Raw genomic sequence first — 17,138 nt, forward strand, 5'->3', positions numbered from 1 at the left:
ATTATTATCTTTAGGAGTGAAAAATGGAAAAGAATACCTTTGCTACATCAGCATATATTGCTACTTCACCAGAAAGCGCCTTTGACTACCTTTGTAGTTTAAAAAATTTGGATGAATGGACGCTTTATAGCCGGATGAAAGAGCAAATTGACGAAGATACCTGGCTGGGAACTGCATCTGGTTATCACAAAAATCTCTATTATCATGTTAAAAAATTAGAAAATCCACTTTTCTACGGCATTGAGTGGCACTGTGGATTAGAGTATCAGAAATATTTTCAGGTTTATCCTGTCTTGCTATTTCCCACCGACTACATCGAGCCGGGAACAGATGAAAAAGGTGTGTATTTCCACTGGTTGAGCTTTGTCGATCCCAAACGACAGACTCAGATGATTATGCAGGGAATTCACACAGTACACACTTCTGAATGTCGTTCTCTCAAAGGTAATTTAGAACGCAAAGCTGGTCTGACCTCAGCAGCCAAAGGAAGCCACTTTATCGATACAGACACCATTTATGTTGATGCCCCAATTGAAATTGGCATTGAATACTTAAAAGACCTAAAAAACGTAGATGAGTGGGCGCATTTACTGCGACCCAATGGTGATATCACTGCTGAATCAGGTGAATTCAAAGATGAATATGACCAAAAAGTAAAAGTTTCTGTGCGAGTTCATTCTTTAAGTAAATACTACTTGCTTGAACAAGAACATTTTTATCCAGATTACGAATATTATCAGCGTTCTGTAGCGTTACTCATCCCAACCGCTTATGCTTTCGCCGATCCCGAGGCCTCTGGTTTCATTCTGCATCGAATCACATTCTGGAAAACAGATGGAACTGTAACCCACGGCAAACTTCAGATTGAAGACTATGGCGCTGAGAGCATGAACATCAAACGTTTACTCGAAGCCAAAGCTGGCAACCTCAAATCATTTGACCGAGGAATGAGCTATCTACCAAAAATTCAAGAACCTCTAGTTAATAGTCATTAGTCATTGGTCATTGGTCATTAGTCATTAGTCATTGGTGAATTAACAAAAGACAAAGAACAAATGACAAAGGACAAAGGACAAAGGACAAAATATGAAACAGAAGCAACTTACTATTACTTTCCTCGCCTTTTGTGTTGCCGCTTTTTCGGGAATGAAAGCTGCCTCAGCTGCATCCTTTTCAGTAATCGCCGACGGTCTATATAATGCCGGAGGACTAAGCTTTAGCCCTGATGGTAATCTCTATGTTACAGAGGCGGGAATCGGGGGAAGTGGCGGTTGTGTTCCACCAGCAAGCGGTCAAGGTGATTCTTTATGCTATGGCACAAGTGGGGCAGTTACCAAAATTGAGAATGGTAAAACCGAGCGCATACTTACAGGACTTTCTTCCATAGCGTTACCAGATGGTACTGGAGCCGGTGGCCCTCGTGATATCCAATTTGATGCTACAGGTAAACCTTATGTTCTGATTGGGTATGGGGCGAATCCAGCCTTTCGCGATCGCAATTTAGGTTACACTGACTTCGGTAAAATCATTGCTCCCGACTTTAATACCAATTCCTGGACGAGTGTTGCTGATATAGCTAACTATGAACTCGCCAATAATCCCGATGGTGGTGATGTCGGTAGCAATCCCTTGGGTTTTGTCATCGATGGTAATAAGTTAGTTGCAGTTGATGCAGGTGCAAACGACTTACTCAGTGTTAATACTGGTGGTATTAATTTGCAAGCTATTACCACCTTCCCCGAAGACATCTTGACGAATCCTGTCTTTCCACCTTCTGGCTCCCCATCCAATGAACCTGCGCAGGTTCCATCCCAAGGGGAAGTGGTGCGATCGCCTACGGCGGGGCTTGGCCCATCGCAGTTTGCAACTCAACCAGTACCTTCAGGGGTGGCAAAAGGGCCTGATGGTGCTTATTATGTCAGCCAATTTACTGGTTTTCCTTTCCCCGAAGGCGGTGCAAAAATCTATCGAGTCGGTGCTGATGGTAAATCATCAGTCTTCGCCGATGGTTTTACCCAACTCACAGACTTGGAATTCGATCCTGCGGGCAATTTGTATGCTTTGCAGTACGCCAATCAGTCAGCCTGGAAGGGTAATTTTGATGGTTCTGTAATCAAAATAGCTCCCAATGGCACACGCACAACTCTGCTGAGGGGCAATGGATTAGAGTCGCCTAGCGCTCTGACTATTGGTGCTGATGGTGCAGTATACGTCACCAACCGAGGCGATCGCCCAGGACTTGGACAAGTTCTCAGAATTGAAAATACCAAATCTGTTCCTGAACCTGATTCTAATTTAGGCGTATTAGCGATCGCTACCTTGGGCGTTGCTTGGTTGCACAAGAAAAGAATCCCCCAACCTCCCATAAATGAAATTGTGACGCTCAATTAAAAAGTTTCAAACCAATTCTGCGTTCCTCAAAGACTGGGATTCATTGTCTTCAAAACTATGAAGTTTTCCACTTATTTAACTCTCAATCTTTAAAGGTATGAAACTCAAATCATTTACTCTTACACTTTTGACTGTTTGTATTGCTGCCGTATCTGCACCAAAAGCAGCCGAAGCCGCCAGCCTAACAGTAGTTGCCGATGGTCTTAGTAATCCACGCGGAATCGGCTTTGATTCTAGTGGGAATCTTTTTGTGACAGAGAGTGGTTCTGGCGGTGATGGCAAAGATGGAAGATGTATTGCATCACCTAGCGCCGGGTATATTCCTTTATGTGCAGGTCAGAATGGCTCCCTGCTCAAAATTGCTAAGGACGGTACAAAAACAAATATAATTTCCAATCTGACTTCTTTAGCGTTATCTCCCTCTGGAGAACAAGCAGCCGGGCCTGCTGACATCAAATTTGATTCTCTAGGTAACGCTTATCTATTGACCGGTCTTGCAGGAGATCCCACTAACCGCGATACCGTTTTAAAATCGCCTGACCTCGGTAAATTATACAAAGTAGACTTAAACACTGGTGGGTTGACAACTCTTGCCGATTTTGCCGCATACGAAACTGCATTTAATCCTGATGGTACTGATTTGATTTCCAACCCTTATGCTTTTGCCATTAAAGATAAGACTGCTTACATAGTTGATGGGGGCGGAAACAGCATATATTCTGTAGGACTCGATGGCAGTGGTATTAAGAACGTAGCTGGAATCCCTCAGAAACTCATAGATAGAAATAAACTTGAATTTCCCGATCTTGGGCCAAGTGTAGATCCATCTGCGCTACCAATAACCCAACAATCAGTACCGACTGGAATTGCGATCGCTCCAGATGGCAGTTTAACAGTTAGCGAATACACTTATTTTCCTTATCCAGAGAAAGAAGCACGTATCTTTAGCGTTGACCCCAATACCTTGCAATCAAAAGTCATCGAAGATGGCTTTACGCAACTGACTGGCGTAGCTTATGACCCTGACGGCAATTTGTACGCTTTGCAACACATCAATAGTTCAGAATGGAAGGAAATTCAACAGGGCGGTATTATCACTGGTGATATTAGTGGTGCTTTGATCGAGATAGCCACCGATGGAACTCGTAAAACGATTTGGAGTGGTGATGGACTAGAAGCCGCTTCTGGTATCACTTATGGCCCTGATGGTAATTTATATATCGCCAACCGATCCAGACTTGCAGGAACAGGACAAGTTATCAAGATCGATCCGAGAGTTACCAAAGTCCCCGAACCCACCTCTGCAATTGGTCTGATCGCTGCTGGTGCTTTAGGTGCAACTTCAATGCTAAAGCGCAAACGCAGTAAAGAATTAGCCAAAGTAGAGACTGTCTAATTGCTGGTAAAGCTTACAGAATAGGCTGCTGCCTCAGAGAGAAAGTTGCATTTCCAACAAGAGGTAGCAGCCCAAATTTCAGAGTTCCCAAACTAGGACGGGGAACGAAATTAGTCTAGGAACGAGTATAACTCATACAACCAGGACTTAAAACTCATGGGATTAGTCAAAAATTTTTCACTTGCTATTCTCGGTGCTGGATTCACCGTGTTGGCAACATCTGTTGAAGCCAAAGCTGTAACATTAAGCTTCGATCGGACTATTGGTAGCCCTGGCTTTGCTCCTGGTCAGCTTTTTGTTCCCCAAGGGATAACGGTAGACGATTCAGGGAATACCCTCATAAGTAACGGTCGTGGTCTGAACCCGGACGGCACTTTTAACCCAAACATCGGTAACAAGGTTGAAGTATTTAACCCTCAAGGTAATTATATTGGAGCGATCGGTGAAGGCGGCAAAGGGCCTGGACAATTCGACGAGCCATCAGCTTTAGAAATCGATCCGCAGACTGGGAATTTGTATGTCGGTGATGTTTTCAACAACCGCGTTAATGTCTTCGATCGCCAGGGTAAGTTTATTAACTCATTTGGTGAGTTTGGCGGTCTAATACCAGGTAGAGCTTTCTTTGGCCCATCTGGGGTGACATTTGACAAAACGGGCAATGTGTATATTGGTGATTTTAGCGGCGACAAGATCAATAAATACACCAAGGATGGCAAACTAATTAGTAGTATTGGTACTTCTGGCACTCAACCTGGACAGTTTCAAGGCCCAGCAGGTTTAAGAATTTCCCCAGTTAGTGGCAATTTTTATGTGAGTGACCAGTTTAACAACCGCGTCCAAGTACTCGATCCAGAAGGTAATTCTCTGTTCACATTTGGCAAACAAGGCAGTGGAGATGGGGAATTTAATCAGCCCATTGGTTTAGAAGTGGACGAGTTTGAGAATATTTATGTGGCTGATTCTATCAATAGCCGCGTCCAAGTATTCGATAAAAACGGTAAGTTCCTGACAGCTTATGGTAAACCTGCCGCAGCAGCACCTCCCCAACTAGGTCAACCACCCTTTGGCGATCCCCTCGATCTTACACCAGGCACATTTAACTGGACGGGTGGCACAAGTTACAAAGATGGCAAACTTTATGTGGGCGATTTCTTCCAAGGTCGCGTCCAAGTGTTAAATGTAGAGGGCAGAAGGCAAGTACCGGAACCTAATTCAGCATTAGGTTTAGCATTGCTTGGACTTGGGGCTGCTACCGTCACATTGCGGAAACGCGGACAACTAGAGAAAGAATTGCAAAAACAGTGCTAGTAGTCAGGTAAGCAAGTTCGTAGTAAGGACTTTAGTCCTTATTTTTTAAGCACTAAAGTCCTTACTACAAACCTTCAGGACAAATAACTTTCTTTAAATGCAATGGCTATCCAACGAGATTTTCAACCCAAGATACACACAAATATTAGTCTTTAAAAAGCAAAGTTATGGTAGTTGACATCAAGCAAAAAAGTAGATTAATTAATCAACGTGTTTCGGTTACTTTTAACTACGAAGTTTACTTCACCCAAAATTTATTTGAGTTGAAAAATCCCACCTTAGCCCAAGTGATTGGTGCGGATGAAGAGGCAAAGCCGAAGAAATTAGTGGCAGTGATAGATGCAGGAATATTAAAGTATCAACCGGAATTGGTGAAGCAATTAGTTGCGTATACCAAGTTTTATGCAGAGGTACTAGCGATCGCAGCCGAACCAATGATAATTTCGGGAGGAGAAGCTGCTAAAAACGATCGCACTTTATTAGAGCAAATCCAGCAACAGATTGAAGCAGCAGGATTATGTCGCCACTCTTATGTGTTAGCGATCGGGGGTGGGGCGATGTTGGATTTGGTGGGATATGCAGCCGCAACTGCTCACCGAGGAATTCGTCTCATTCGGGTTCCAACAACGGTGTTAGCGCAAAATGATTCTGGGGTAGGTGTCAAAAATGGCATCAATGCTTTTGGTAAAAAGAACTTTCTCGGCACATTTGCACCACCTTATGCAGTTATAAATGATTCTGCCTTTTTGACAACTCTAGACGATCGCGATTGGCGTTCTGGAATTGCAGAAGCAGTGAAAGTGGCGCTGATTAAGGATGCTAGCTTTTTTGATTTTATCTACTCTCACACCGCAGCTTTGAGGCGGCGAGATATGGATACTATGCAACAGGTTATCTATCGTTGCGCTCAGTTGCATTTAGAACATATCGCCAATGGCGGCGATCCTTTTGAAATGGGTTCGTCTCGTCCCCTGGATTTTGGACATTGGGCGGCTCATAAGCTGGAGCATTTAACAAATTATCGCTTGCGTCATGGCGAAGCAGTTGCGATCGGTATTGCTTTGGATAGCACTTATTCTTATTTGGCAGGATTGCTGGATTGTTTGGAGTGGCAACGGATATTAAATACTTTATCGGCGTTGGGTTTCACGTTGTATGTGCCTGAACTGGCTGATAAGTTATCACAATTGGAAGATCCTCGTTGTTTGTTTCGGGGTTTGACTGAATTCCGCGAACATTTGGGGGGGGAATTGACTTTGACGCTGTTGAAAGGGATTGGAAAAAGAATTGAGGTTCATGAGGTGGATTTGTTTTTGTATGGGCAAGCAATATCGCTGTTGGGGGATGTGAGGGGGGAATTTTAAACGCAGAGGTACGCTGAGGGAAGCGCGGAGTAACGCTGAGGTTTTATGAGGTTATTTATTACTTTTGGGGGAGGTGGAGGTTTTAAATTGGTTGTTGGTAAATGTATTAGGAAAGCAGTGTAAAAAGCGAATAAATTGACACCTAATCGAAAAATTATTCAATGTATTATTTGCTTGATGTCTAGTATTATTAAATGAGAGGCGAAAAGTTTTTGATTACATCTTTTAAAAAGAATATGTTGGCTTGGATTGATAGAAAGTTATCTAAGTTTGTTCTAGGTTTGAAAATAATTACTAATAATGATTAATGATTGACTAACAAATATTTTAGAGAAATTACTCATGGTTTTTGATTCACGTTCTTACAATACTCTTGGCGGTGTAAGTGTTTCTCGCTCCATCACTGAAGTTAAGATGGACACTGCTCTCGATGATATTCTGTTCCATTTAAATTCTCAGCGCGGAGGGTTGCTAAGGAGTAGCTACGAATATCCAGGTAGATACAAAAGATGGGCAATCGGATTTGTCAATCCACCGTTAGAGTTGACTACACAGGGTAATGCTTTCACTTTGATAGCGTTGAATGAACGCGGTCAAGTACTTTTGCCATTCCTTTTAGAGAGACTATCTCAGTCAGAACAACTTGAGAATGTCACCCAAGAAAATAACATTGTTGTAGGCTTTATTAAGCCTTCAGAAAAACTATTTACTGAAGAAGAGCGTAGTAAACAGCCTTCATCATTTACCGTTGTTCGCGAAATTCTATATATTTTTTCTAGTCAAGAAGACGAGCATTTAGGCTTGTATGGTGCGTTTGGTTATGACTTAGTTTTTCAGTTTGAACCAATTACCCAACATCTAGAACGTCCTACAGATCAGCGCGATTTGGTGCTTTATTTGCCAGATGAATTGATTGTTGTTGACTATTATCAGCAACGTGCCTTTCGTCTACAATATGATTTTGAAACAGCGCACGGCAAGACGAAGAATCTTCCGAGAACAGGTGAGTCTGTAGATTATCGTGGCAAACATCTTTTACCAAATCAAACTGCTGACCATAAAGTAGGCGAATATGCGAAAAAAGTTGAGGTTGCACTCGATTATTTCCGCAGAGGCGATTTATTTGAAGTTGTTCCTAGTCAAAACTTTTTTGAAGGCTATGAAGATGAACCCAGCAAGCTATTTGAAACTTTAAAAGATATAAATCCTAGTCCTTATGGATTTATTTTTAATTTAGGTGGCGAATATCTGATTGGTGCATCTCCAGAAATGTTTGTGCGGGTTGAAGGTAGGCGGGTAGAAACTTGTCCTATTAGTGGCACTATTAGCCGGGGACAAGATGCTCTTGACGATGCGGTGCAAATTCGTCAGTTACTCAACTCTCACAAAGATGAAGCTGAGTTGACCATGTGTACTGATGTCGATCGCAATGACAAATCCCGAATCTGCGAACCTGGTTCAGTAAGAGTTATTGGTCGTCGCCAAATTGAATTATACAGCCACCTGATCCATACAGTAGATCATGTTGAGGGTACACTGCGATCGCAATTTGATGCTTTAGATGCCTTTCTTTCGCATACATGGGCGGTTACAGTCACCGGCGCACCCAAAAGGGCAGCAATAAATTTTATTGAACAGCACGAAAAGAGCGCCCGACGTTGGTATGGTGGAGCAGTCGGCTATTTAAATTTCAATGGGAATTTAAATACTGGCTTAATTCTGCGGACAATTCGATTAAAAGATTGCATTGCGGAAGTGCGAGTTGGCGCTACTGTCCTTTATGACTCCATACCCCAAGCAGAAGAACAAGAAACAATTACCAAAGCCGCCGCGTTATTTGAAACGATTCGGCGTGTGAAGCAAACGAGTCAGAAAATTGATGAGTCCAGTTCTCTAAAATTAACGAAACTCCTCCCAAGCGCGGCAGCTGGCAAACGTATCTTATTAATAGACTACGAAGACTCATTTGTTCATACCCTAGCCAATTACATTCGCCAAACTGGTGCAAACGTTACTACACTGCGTCATGGTTTCTCAGAATCGCTATTCGATACAGAACGCCCTGACTTAGTTGTATTATCTCCTGGCCCTGGTAGACCAAGTGATTTTGGGGTTTCCGAGACTGTCGGGGCCCTTCTGCATCGCCAAATTCCGATTTTCGGAGTTTGTCTAGGATTGCAAGGCATCGTTGAAGCTTTTGATGGCGAATTGGGAGTTCTCAACTATCCTCAACATGGTAAATCTTCACGGATTTTCGTCACTGATGCCAATTCTGTCACCTTCAAAAACTTACCAGAATCCTTTACAGTCGGTAGATATCACTCATTGTTTGCCCTACCGCAACGTTTGCCAAAAGAACTCAAAGTAACAGCGATTTCTGATGACGACGTAATTATGGGCATTGAACATCAGACACTTCCCATCGCCGCCGTTCAGTTTCATCCTGAATCAATCATGACTTTAGGTGGAGAAGTCGGTCTGAAAATAATTAAAAATGTGGTGCGTGCATATACGCAAGTCAAAGAGTCATTAGTCATTGGTCATTAGCCTCGTTCCCATGCTCTAGCCTCGTTCCCATGCTCTGCGTGGGAATGCCATCTTTGAGGCTCCGCCTCCCTCATAGCGAGATTAAAAGTGTTTTTAGTCGTATCAGGCAGGCAGAGCCTGTACAGAATGCATTCCCAGATTCCATCTGGGAACGAGAAACAAATCTGGGAACGAGAAACAAAAACGAGGAACAAACGAGAATAACAAGAATGCGAGAATAATTACTTATTTCCCCATTTCCACTACCTCTAGCAGATTATGACTAATCAAGTTGCTCCTTCCCGCCATATTCTTGACGAAATTGTGTCGCATAAAAGGCAAGAAGTTGCACAAATGCAGCAAGAATTGCCTTTAGCCTCCTTGCGACAACAGTTAAATACAGCCCCGACTGTGCGAAATTTCTTGACTGCTTTGCAAGAAAACCCCAACCAACCGAGTTTAATTGCCGAGGTAAAAAAAGCATCACCTAGCCGTGGGGTTATCCGTGCAGATTTTGACCCAGTAGCTGTTGCTCAAGCTTATGAACGAGGTGGTGCAGCTTGTTTATCAGTCTTGACTGACGAAAAGTTCTTTCAGGGCGGTTTTGATAATCTGCGAAGGGTGCGTCAACAAGTTGCATTACCTTTACTGTGCAAGGAGTTTATCATCAACTCCTATCAAATTTATTTAGCACGAACAGCAGGCGCAGATGCAGTATTGTTGATTGCGGCTATTTTATCAGATCGAGAACTCCAAGATTTTTTGCGAGTAATTCACGATTTGGGCATGATTGCACTGGTAGAAGTCCATACCTTAGCTGAACTGGATCGAGTGCTAAAACTGGATAATCTAAGTTTAGTAGGAATCAACAATCGCAATTTAGAAGATTTTACCCTTGATTTAGGAACAACACAGCAACTCTTGGCAGAGCGTCAACAACAATTACAAAGCTTAGATATCACCGTCGTCAGCGAATCTGGACTGTATACACCTGCTGATTTATCTCTTGTCGCTGAGGCTGGTGCGCGTGCAGTTTTGATTGGAGAGTCTTTAGTTAAACAAAGGGATGTAGAACAAGCTGTGCGTGAGATTTTGAGCCTTTCTTAGAATACAGACCTAACCCCCCAGCCCCTTCCCTGCAAGGGAAGGGGAGTAAGATTCAAAGCCTCTCTCCTTTTAGGAGAGAGGTTTGGAGAGAGGTCAAAGTGTATTGCATCCAAGCGAGAAGCGCTATATTACTTCAAAAAATGAAGCTCTGATACTCGACGACGGAGATAAAAGCCTCATTCACGAGTATCAAAGACTCGTTAACGGAGATAAAAGCCTCATTCACGAGTATCAAAGACTCGTTAACGGAGATAAAAGCCTCGTTCACGAGTATAAAAGCCTCGTTCACGAGTATCAAAGACTCGTTCACGAGTATAAAAGCCTCGTTCACGAGTATCAAAGACTCGTTCACGAGTATAAAAGCCTCGTTCACGAGTATAAAAGCCTCGTTCACGAGTATCAAAGACTCGTTAACAAAAAATTTAGCATGGGCATCGCTAATTGCTAAGTGTAAATTATTCTAAAACTATTAAACAATCATTAACTATTTTTCAGCATGACCTCTATCTCCGATTCCTTTCAAACTTTACGCGATCGCCAACAGTGTGCTTTAATCCCTTTTATCACAGCAGGCGATCCTAACTTAGAAACCACTGCCGAAGCCTTACGCATATTAGATCGTAACGGTGCTGACTTTATCGAGTTGGGCATTCCCTACTCCGATCCTCTCGCAGATGGGCCTGTGATTCAAGCAGCAGCAACCCGCGCTTTACAAAAAGGCACGAAATTAGAGCAAGTGCTAGAGATGTTACACGTAGTGATTCCTAGCCTAAAAGCGCCGATAATTTTATTTACTTACTACAATCCCATTTTACACCGGGGTATTAAGTCGTTTTTGGCGCAAATTGCCACTGCTGGAGTGCAAGGGTTGGTAGTACCAGACTTACCCTTAGAAGAAGCAGAAGAATTAATCCAAACTGCTGCCTCTTTCGGAATTGAAGTAATTTTACTCGTAGCTCCTACCAGTTCTCAAGATAGAATTGTTGCGATCGCTCGTCAATCTCAGGGTTTTATCTATTTAGTTAGTGTTACAGGCGTTACAGGTATCCGCACTCAAATCCAAAACCGCGTAGAGCATTTAATTACCGAGTTGCGAAGCGTCACCGATAAACCCATCGGCGTTGGTTTTGGCATCTCAGAAGCAAAACAAGCACATCAAGTCATGGAATGGGGTGCAGATGCAGTGATTGTTGGCAGCGCCTTTGTCAAACGTTTAGCTGAAGGTAGCCCTACAGAAGGATTGCAAGCCGTGGAAGAATTTTGTCGAGAACTTAAAACAGCCATTACAGAAAGTCGGCACGAAAGTCCATCTCTTCAAGAGGTGAGATAAATCCATCCGCAGACTTAGGGTGTGAATTACCCCCCTTAATCCCCCCTTGTAAAGGGGGGAAACAAGAAATCCAGTTCCCTCCCCTTTACAAGGGGAGGGTTAGGGTGGGGTAAAACCAGGTGAGTAAACTATTTCAGACTTGTGTATACACCGTAGCGCCCCTCTGCCCCTGTCCCCCTGCTTCGATAAAGATAATGAAATTCCTGCTGAAATCTTTCAAAATATTAATTTATAGCGTACTTTTAGTTATCACCTCTGCGCTTACAGTCTTTGCCCACGATCGCCTTGATAATAGACAATACAAATACCATTGGAATCATAATCTTCCAGGGCAATACGCTCACCTAGCTGTAAGAAAGAACGTAACTGACCTGACACCAGCAGAGAAAACAGCCTTCGTTAAGGCTATCAAAACCTTAAAAACTGTCATACCCGCAGGTAGCAAGGTCAGTATTTACGACCAATTCGTTGCCATACACATAGGGGCAACACGCTTGATTCATAACCACAAAGGACATTCCAATGGTTCCGTCCAAGAACTTGCTCATGAAAATGCCGCATTTTTCCCTTGGCATCGAGAATATATCCGCAGATTTGAACAAGCTTTGCAAGCAGTAGACCCAACTGTTACTCTGCCATACTGGGATTGGACAGATGCCAAAGCACTTGATGTAATTTTTAATGATGACTTTCTTGGTTCCAATGGTCAAGGAGTAACCATCAAAATTCCAAATCAGGGAAACTTTACGGGCGGCGCTGTGCTTGGGGCTTTTTCGGCTGCAAATGGCTGGGTTATGAATCCAGCATTAAATATTGACCCAGATACTCAAACCTCATTAGGTACATCACTTGTCCGCTTTCTCAGACTACCTCCTGCCATTGATTATCCAGTGCCCAAAAAAGATGTTGAGCGTGTTCTGAGTCTTAATAACTATTCTCTATTTCGCCCAGCTTTGGAAGGATTTATCTCTGTAGATGAGCAGGGTAAAGTCACCCCCGGAGGATTCATACACAATTACATTCATGGTTTAGTCGGTGGGGTACAGATAGACGCAAGCACAAGACCCGTAAAGTTTAAGGGTCTGGGTACTATGAGCAATATCCCAAGTTCGCCTTATGACCCAGTATTTTGGTTGCATCATGCAAACGCAGACCGCCTCTGGGCTGAATGGCAAGAAAACGGTCATCAAGGTAGCAATTTTTATCCTGCCAATGGTCAACCTTACGGGCACAATCTTAAAGACCTAATGTGGCCTTGGGATGGCGGGATGTCTACCCCCAAAGCTACTGCGTTAGGAGATTTACTATCCCTATTACCAAATTTTGACTCTGATGATTTGGTGCGCCCTATAGACGTTTTGAATCACAGAAATCTGGGCTATATCTACGAAACCCGCGAAAGGAAAACGCAAAGATGATTCACCTGGGACAGAAGAGGGCTATAGCGGTTCCCAATTGCATGGAATACAGACCTAACCCCCAGCCCCTTCCCTTCAAGGGAAGGGGAGTAAGATTCAAAGCCTCTCTCCTTTTAGGAGAGAGGTTTGGAGAGAGGTCAAAACTTTACTGCACCCAAGCGAGAACCGCTATAAAAAGTTAGAACGAGAGTAAAAAATATTTAAACATAAAAGGATTTTAACCAATGGTAAGTCTACAAGACATCAAGACTGCAACTCAACAACCAGATTCATTGGGTAGGTTTGGCAGATTTGGCGGTAAATACGTCCCAGAAACCTTAATGCCTGCATTAAGTGAATTAGAAGCAGCATTTCACCAATATCGCAACGAGCCAAGTTTCCAAGCAGAATTGCAAAACTTACTGCGAGATTATGTAGGACGACCCAGCCCATTATATTTTGCGGAACGTTTGACAACAAACTACGCTAGACCAGATGGCACAGGGCCACAAATCTATTTGAAGCGCGAAGATTTAAATCATACAGGCGCTCACAAAATTAATAATGCTTTAGCTCAGGTGTTACTCGCTAAACGCATGGGTAAGCAACGGGTGATTGCCGAGACAGGCGCAGGACAACACGGCGTAGCGACTGCAACTGTATGTGCGCGGTTTGGTTTGAAATGTGTGATTTACATGGGCGTTCACGATATGGAACGCCAAGCCCTGAATGTGTTCCGTATGAAGTTAATGGGTGCAGAAGTTCGTCCCGTAGAAGCAGGTACGGGAACTCTCAAAGATGCAACTTCGGAAGCAATTCGAGATTGGGTGACGAATGTGGAAACAACCCATTACATCCTCGGTTCCGTTGCCGGGCCTCATCCCTACCCAATGATTGTCCGTGACTTTCACGCGGTAATTGGTGTAGAAACTCGCGCTCAATCCCAAGAGAAATGGGGAGGATTACCAGATATTCTACTGGCTTGCGTGGGTGGAGGTTCCAATGCGATCGGCTTATTCAATGAGTTTGTCCATGAATCTTCGGTGCGCCTAATTGGAGTGGAAGCGGCGGGTGAAGGTGTAGATACAGAAAAACACGCTGCTACCTTGACAAAAGGAAAAATAGGTGTATTGCATGGTGCAATGAGCTATTTACTGCAAGATGATGATGGTCAAGTCATCGAAGCCCATTCAATTAGTGCAGGATTAGATTATCCCGGCGTTGGCCCTGAGCATAGTTATTTAAAGGATCTTGGTCGCGCCGAATATTACAGTGTTACCGATAAACAGGCGTTAGACGCATTTCAAAGGCTTTCGCAACTAGAAGGAATTATTCCAGCCTTAGAAACTGCTCATGCGATCGCATATCTCGAAACCCTTTGTCCTCAGTTAAAAGGCAGCCCCCGCATCGTCATTAATTGCTCCGGCAGAGGTGACAAAGATGTGCAAACTGTTGCCAAAGTCCTAATTCCTTAATTTTCTCTTCTTGTCGTCATTTGTCCTTTGTCCTTTGTCATTTGTCCTTCGTGAATGACCAATGAATATGATCGCTGTAACCCAAACTCCACCCGATAAAATCTCCATCCCTCCTGAGTTATACAACTGGCCAGCTTTATTGCAACAGTTGTTAAATCGGCAATCGTTGACGGTTCCCCAAGCTGCGGATTTGATGCAAGGTTGGCTTACAAATGCCATTCCCGATGTCCTCTCAGGAGCGATTTTAGCCGCAATTCAAGCCAAAGGCGTATCCGCCGAAGAATTAGTCGGGATGGCCACCGTCTTACAATCCCAATCCCCACCTCTTGTACAGACGCGATTAATCGCGTCTCCCCTAATTGACACTTGTGGAACTGGTGGCGATGGTGCTTCAACCTTTAATATTTCCACTGCTGTGGCCTTTGTGGCCGCTGCTGCTGGGGTAAAGGTTGCCAAACATGGCAATCGTTCGGCATCTAGCAAGGCTGGTTCGGCTGATGTGCTGGAAGCTTTGGGTATAAATCTCAACGCTACTCCTGAAAAAGTACAAGCCGCAGTGGATGAAATCGGAATCACCTTTTTGTTTGCTCCCGGCTGGCATCCTGCACTAAAGGCGATCGCAACTTTGCGAAAAACTTTGAAGGTGCGGACTGTTTTTAATTTGCTCGGCCCGCTAGTAAATCCCATGCGTCCAACGGGGCAAATTATTGGTGTCAACGATCCGCTTTTATTAGAGGAGATTGTGCAAGCTTTATCCCAACTGGGATGTCAGCAAGCGATCGCCCTCCACGGACGGGAACGTTTAGATGAAGCTGGTTTGGCAGATGTCACTGATTTGGCTGTACTCCAAGATAAAAAAGTCCGCTCTTTGACGCTCAATCCTCAAGAACTGGGTTTGAGTTTTGCACCCACTGCGGCGTTGTCCGGTGGAGATGTCCAAGAAAATGCCGAAATCTTGAAAGCAGTTTTGCAAGGTAAAGGCACTCAAGCGCAACAAGATGTAGTCGCTTTAAATACAGCCTTAGCCCTGCAAGTTGGTGAAGCCATTCATAGGGAAACTGATGTTTTAGCAGGTTGTGTTAAAGGTATTGCCCTTGCCAAAGAAATTCTCCAAAGCGGCGCGGCTTGGACAAAACTAGAACAACTTGCGGAATTTTTACACGATTCGCCAAGGTAAGGGCACAGCATTGCTCATTGGTGTCAACTTAAGCTGAAAGCTATATCAGGTAGGTGTTTTACACATCACCTCACGCCCTCATCCCCTAACCTCTTCTCCCAAGGGAGAAGGGGAATTAAATCTCAGGCTCCCCTCTCCCTGGGGAGAGGGGCTGGGGGTGAGGGTAAAACGTTATCACCAAGAGGGTTTCACAGTTTACACCAACGAGCATTACTGTGCCCGTAAAAACGGAATGTATTACACCCAAAAACTATACGGAAGGAAAAACAGATGATTATCATACTTAAGAGCGGTACACCTGTTGAGGAAATTACTCGCATTAGCCAAGAACTGAGTGAAACTTGGGGAGTCACGGTAGAAAAAAGCGTTGGCACTCATAAAGTTGTGTTGGGGCTAATTGGTGATACCACTAGCATTGATAAATTACAGGTTCAGGAATTCAGCCCTTGGATTGAGCAAGTATTACGAGTGCAACAACCTTTCAAGCGGGTAAGTCGAGAATTCCGACATGGAGAAGCCAGCGAGGTTGTTGTACCTACACCTAATGGTCATGTCTATTTCGGCGAACATCATCCGATTGTAGTGGTAGCCGGGCCTTGTTCTGTTGAAAATGAAGCGATGATTGTCGAAACGGCAAAGCGCGTGAAGGCAGCTGGGGCACAGTTTTTACGTGGCGGAGCCTACAAACCCCGGACTTCACCCTATGCGTTTCAAGGTTATGGTGAAAGCGCTTTAGATTTATTAGCAGCAGCGCGGGAAGCTACTGGTTTGGGTATCGTCACAGAACTCATGGATGCTGCCGATTTATCCGCAGTGGCGAGAGTAGCTGACATCATCCAAATCGGAGCGCGAAATATGCATAACTTTTCGTTGCTGAAAAAGGTAGGCGCTCAAGATAAACCTGTGCTGTTGAAGCGGGGTATGTCTGCCACAATTGACGAGTGGCTGATGGCGGCAGAATATATTATGGCATCTGGAAATCCCAATGTGATTCTTTGCGAGCGGGGAATTAGAACCTTTGATGGTAAATATGCCCGCAACACTTTAGATTTATCAGTGCTGCCGGTGTTGCGATCGCTGACCCATTTACCAATTATGATCGATCCCAGTCATGGTACTGGTAGGTCTGAATATGTGCCATCGATGGCAATGGCTGCGATCGCAGCTGGTACAGATGCCTTAATGATTGAAGTTCACCCCAATCCCGCAAAAGCTTTATCCGATGGCCCCCAATCTCTCACCCCTGAGAAATTTGATCGCTTGGTTCAAGAAATGTCAATTCTGGGCAAACTAGTCGATCGCTGGTCTACACCTGTATTCGATCGTATTGGTGGGCGTTGAATTCAGAATCAAGATACTCTGGTGCGATCGCTTAAGGGTACGCGGACTCGCAATCAGTGAAGGATACCCTGCGGGATCTTGCTACAGACCCGCCAATAAAACCCCTATCCAATCATGATTGGATAGGGGTTTTAAACCTTGTTGTTCATTCGCTTTTTCGTACAAAATTCGTTCTGATACCATTTCTTTATGAGGCTGCGCCAAACCCTTTTGACTTCTTTCTTTCTTCCTTTGTGTCCTTTGCGTCCTTTGCGGTTCGTTTTTCTTTCTTCTTTCTTGTACTTAAATATGGTTTAGCGCATCTTCATACAGAATTGGTATGAATT

Annotated in this window: 13 protein-coding genes; all 13 read left to right on the forward strand. The window is 44.0% G+C overall.

Features of this window, described 5'->3' with window-relative positions:
- The first annotated feature begins 23 nt into the window (after positions 1-23).
- The 13 genes from scyC (at position 24) to aroF (ending at position 16,812) form a co-directional block, all read left to right on the forward strand.
- The gene (gene scyC / locus V7K61_RS32220) at positions 24-995 is read left to right on the forward strand and encodes a scytonemin biosynthesis cyclase/decarboxylase ScyC (RefSeq protein WP_335059963.1); all 972 of its coding nucleotides are present in this window, start codon (positions 24-26) and stop codon (positions 993-995) included.
- Between the two features lie 91 nt (positions 996-1,086).
- Positions 1,087-2,391 carry a ScyD/ScyE family protein gene (locus V7K61_RS32225; protein WP_335059965.1) on the forward strand — a complete coding sequence of 435 codons (1,305 nt, stop codon included), beginning with the start codon at positions 1,087-1,089 and terminating at the stop codon, positions 2,389-2,391.
- 97 nt (positions 2,392-2,488) lie between these two features.
- The gene (locus V7K61_RS32230; RefSeq protein WP_335059967.1) at positions 2,489-3,787 is read left to right on the forward strand and encodes a ScyD/ScyE family protein; all 1,299 of its coding nucleotides are present in this window, start codon (positions 2,489-2,491) and stop codon (positions 3,785-3,787) included.
- A 156-nt stretch (positions 3,788-3,943) separates the two neighbouring features.
- Positions 3,944-5,095 (forward strand): scytonemin biosynthesis PEP-CTERM protein ScyF, encoded by a 1,152-nt coding sequence (gene scyF, locus V7K61_RS32235; protein ID WP_335059968.1) that lies wholly within the window; start codon positions 3,944-3,946, stop codon positions 5,093-5,095.
- Between the two features lie 167 nt (positions 5,096-5,262).
- Positions 5,263-6,459 carry a 3-dehydroquinate synthase gene (locus V7K61_RS32240; protein WP_335059970.1) on the forward strand — a complete coding sequence of 399 codons (1,197 nt, stop codon included), beginning with the start codon at positions 5,263-5,265 and terminating at the stop codon, positions 6,457-6,459.
- Between the two features lie 342 nt (positions 6,460-6,801).
- Positions 6,802-9,006: an anthranilate synthase gene (locus V7K61_RS32245; protein ID WP_335059972.1), complete on the forward strand. Its 2,205-nt coding sequence runs from the start codon at positions 6,802-6,804 to the stop codon at positions 9,004-9,006.
- A 258-nt stretch (positions 9,007-9,264) separates the two neighbouring features.
- Complete coding sequence (gene trpC, locus V7K61_RS32250) at positions 9,265-10,092, forward strand: indole-3-glycerol phosphate synthase TrpC (protein WP_335059974.1); 828 nt, start codon at positions 9,265-9,267, stop codon at positions 10,090-10,092.
- Positions 10,093-10,174: 82 nt separating this feature from the next.
- A complete protein-coding gene (locus tag V7K61_RS32255; protein WP_335059976.1) occupies positions 10,175-10,540 on the forward strand; it encodes a hypothetical protein in 366 nt (121 codons plus the stop codon).
- A gap of 48 nt (positions 10,541-10,588) precedes the next feature.
- Positions 10,589-11,422: a tryptophan synthase subunit alpha gene (gene trpA, locus V7K61_RS32260; protein ID WP_335059978.1), complete on the forward strand. Its 834-nt coding sequence runs from the start codon at positions 10,589-10,591 to the stop codon at positions 11,420-11,422.
- A 194-nt stretch (positions 11,423-11,616) separates the two neighbouring features.
- Positions 11,617-12,840, forward strand: a complete 1,224-nt coding sequence (locus V7K61_RS32265) for a tyrosinase family protein (RefSeq protein WP_335059980.1) — start codon at positions 11,617-11,619, stop codon at positions 12,838-12,840.
- A 224-nt stretch (positions 12,841-13,064) separates the two neighbouring features.
- Complete coding sequence (gene trpB, locus V7K61_RS32270) at positions 13,065-14,294, forward strand: tryptophan synthase subunit beta (protein WP_335059982.1); 1,230 nt, start codon at positions 13,065-13,067, stop codon at positions 14,292-14,294.
- Positions 14,295-14,361: 67 nt separating this feature from the next.
- Positions 14,362-15,471, forward strand: a complete 1,110-nt coding sequence (gene trpD / locus V7K61_RS32275) for an anthranilate phosphoribosyltransferase (protein WP_335060122.1) — start codon at positions 14,362-14,364, stop codon at positions 15,469-15,471.
- A 270-nt stretch (positions 15,472-15,741) separates the two neighbouring features.
- Positions 15,742-16,812: a 3-deoxy-7-phosphoheptulonate synthase gene (gene aroF / locus V7K61_RS32280; protein ID WP_335059984.1), complete on the forward strand. Its 1,071-nt coding sequence runs from the start codon at positions 15,742-15,744 to the stop codon at positions 16,810-16,812.
- The last annotated feature ends 326 nt before the right edge of the window (positions 16,813-17,138 follow it).

The sequence above is a fragment of the Nostoc sp. genome, assembly GCF_036918015.1.
In the GTDB taxonomy this organism is placed as follows: domain Bacteria; phylum Cyanobacteriota; class Cyanobacteriia; order Cyanobacteriales; family Nostocaceae; genus Nostoc.

Bases quoted from the DNA above. Each gene is read 5' to 3' on its own strand.
- V7K61_RS32245 (WP_335059972.1), top strand. From the start codon at position 6,802: ATGGTTTTTGATTCACGTTCTTACAATACTCTTGGCGGTGTAAGTGTT.
- scyF (WP_335059968.1), top strand. From the start codon at position 3,944: ATGGGATTAGTCAAAAATTTTTCACTTGCTATTCTCGGTGCTGGATTC.
- trpD (WP_335060122.1), top strand. From the start codon at position 14,362: ATGATCGCTGTAACCCAAACTCCACCCGATAAAATCTCCATCCCTCCT.
- V7K61_RS32225 (WP_335059965.1), top strand. From the start codon at position 1,087: ATGAAACAGAAGCAACTTACTATTACTTTCCTCGCCTTTTGTGTTGCC.
- scyC (WP_335059963.1), top strand. From the start codon at position 24: ATGGAAAAGAATACCTTTGCTACATCAGCATATATTGCTACTTCACCA.
- trpC (WP_335059974.1), top strand. From the start codon at position 9,265: ATGACTAATCAAGTTGCTCCTTCCCGCCATATTCTTGACGAAATTGTG.
- trpA (WP_335059978.1), top strand. From the start codon at position 10,589: ATGACCTCTATCTCCGATTCCTTTCAAACTTTACGCGATCGCCAACAG.
- aroF (WP_335059984.1), top strand. From the start codon at position 15,742: ATGATTATCATACTTAAGAGCGGTACACCTGTTGAGGAAATTACTCGC.
- V7K61_RS32240 (WP_335059970.1), top strand. From the start codon at position 5,263: ATGGTAGTTGACATCAAGCAAAAAAGTAGATTAATTAATCAACGTGTT.
- V7K61_RS32265 (WP_335059980.1), top strand. From the start codon at position 11,617: ATGAAATTCCTGCTGAAATCTTTCAAAATATTAATTTATAGCGTACTT.
- V7K61_RS32230 (WP_335059967.1), top strand. From the start codon at position 2,489: ATGAAACTCAAATCATTTACTCTTACACTTTTGACTGTTTGTATTGCT.
- trpB (WP_335059982.1), top strand. From the start codon at position 13,065: ATGGTAAGTCTACAAGACATCAAGACTGCAACTCAACAACCAGATTCA.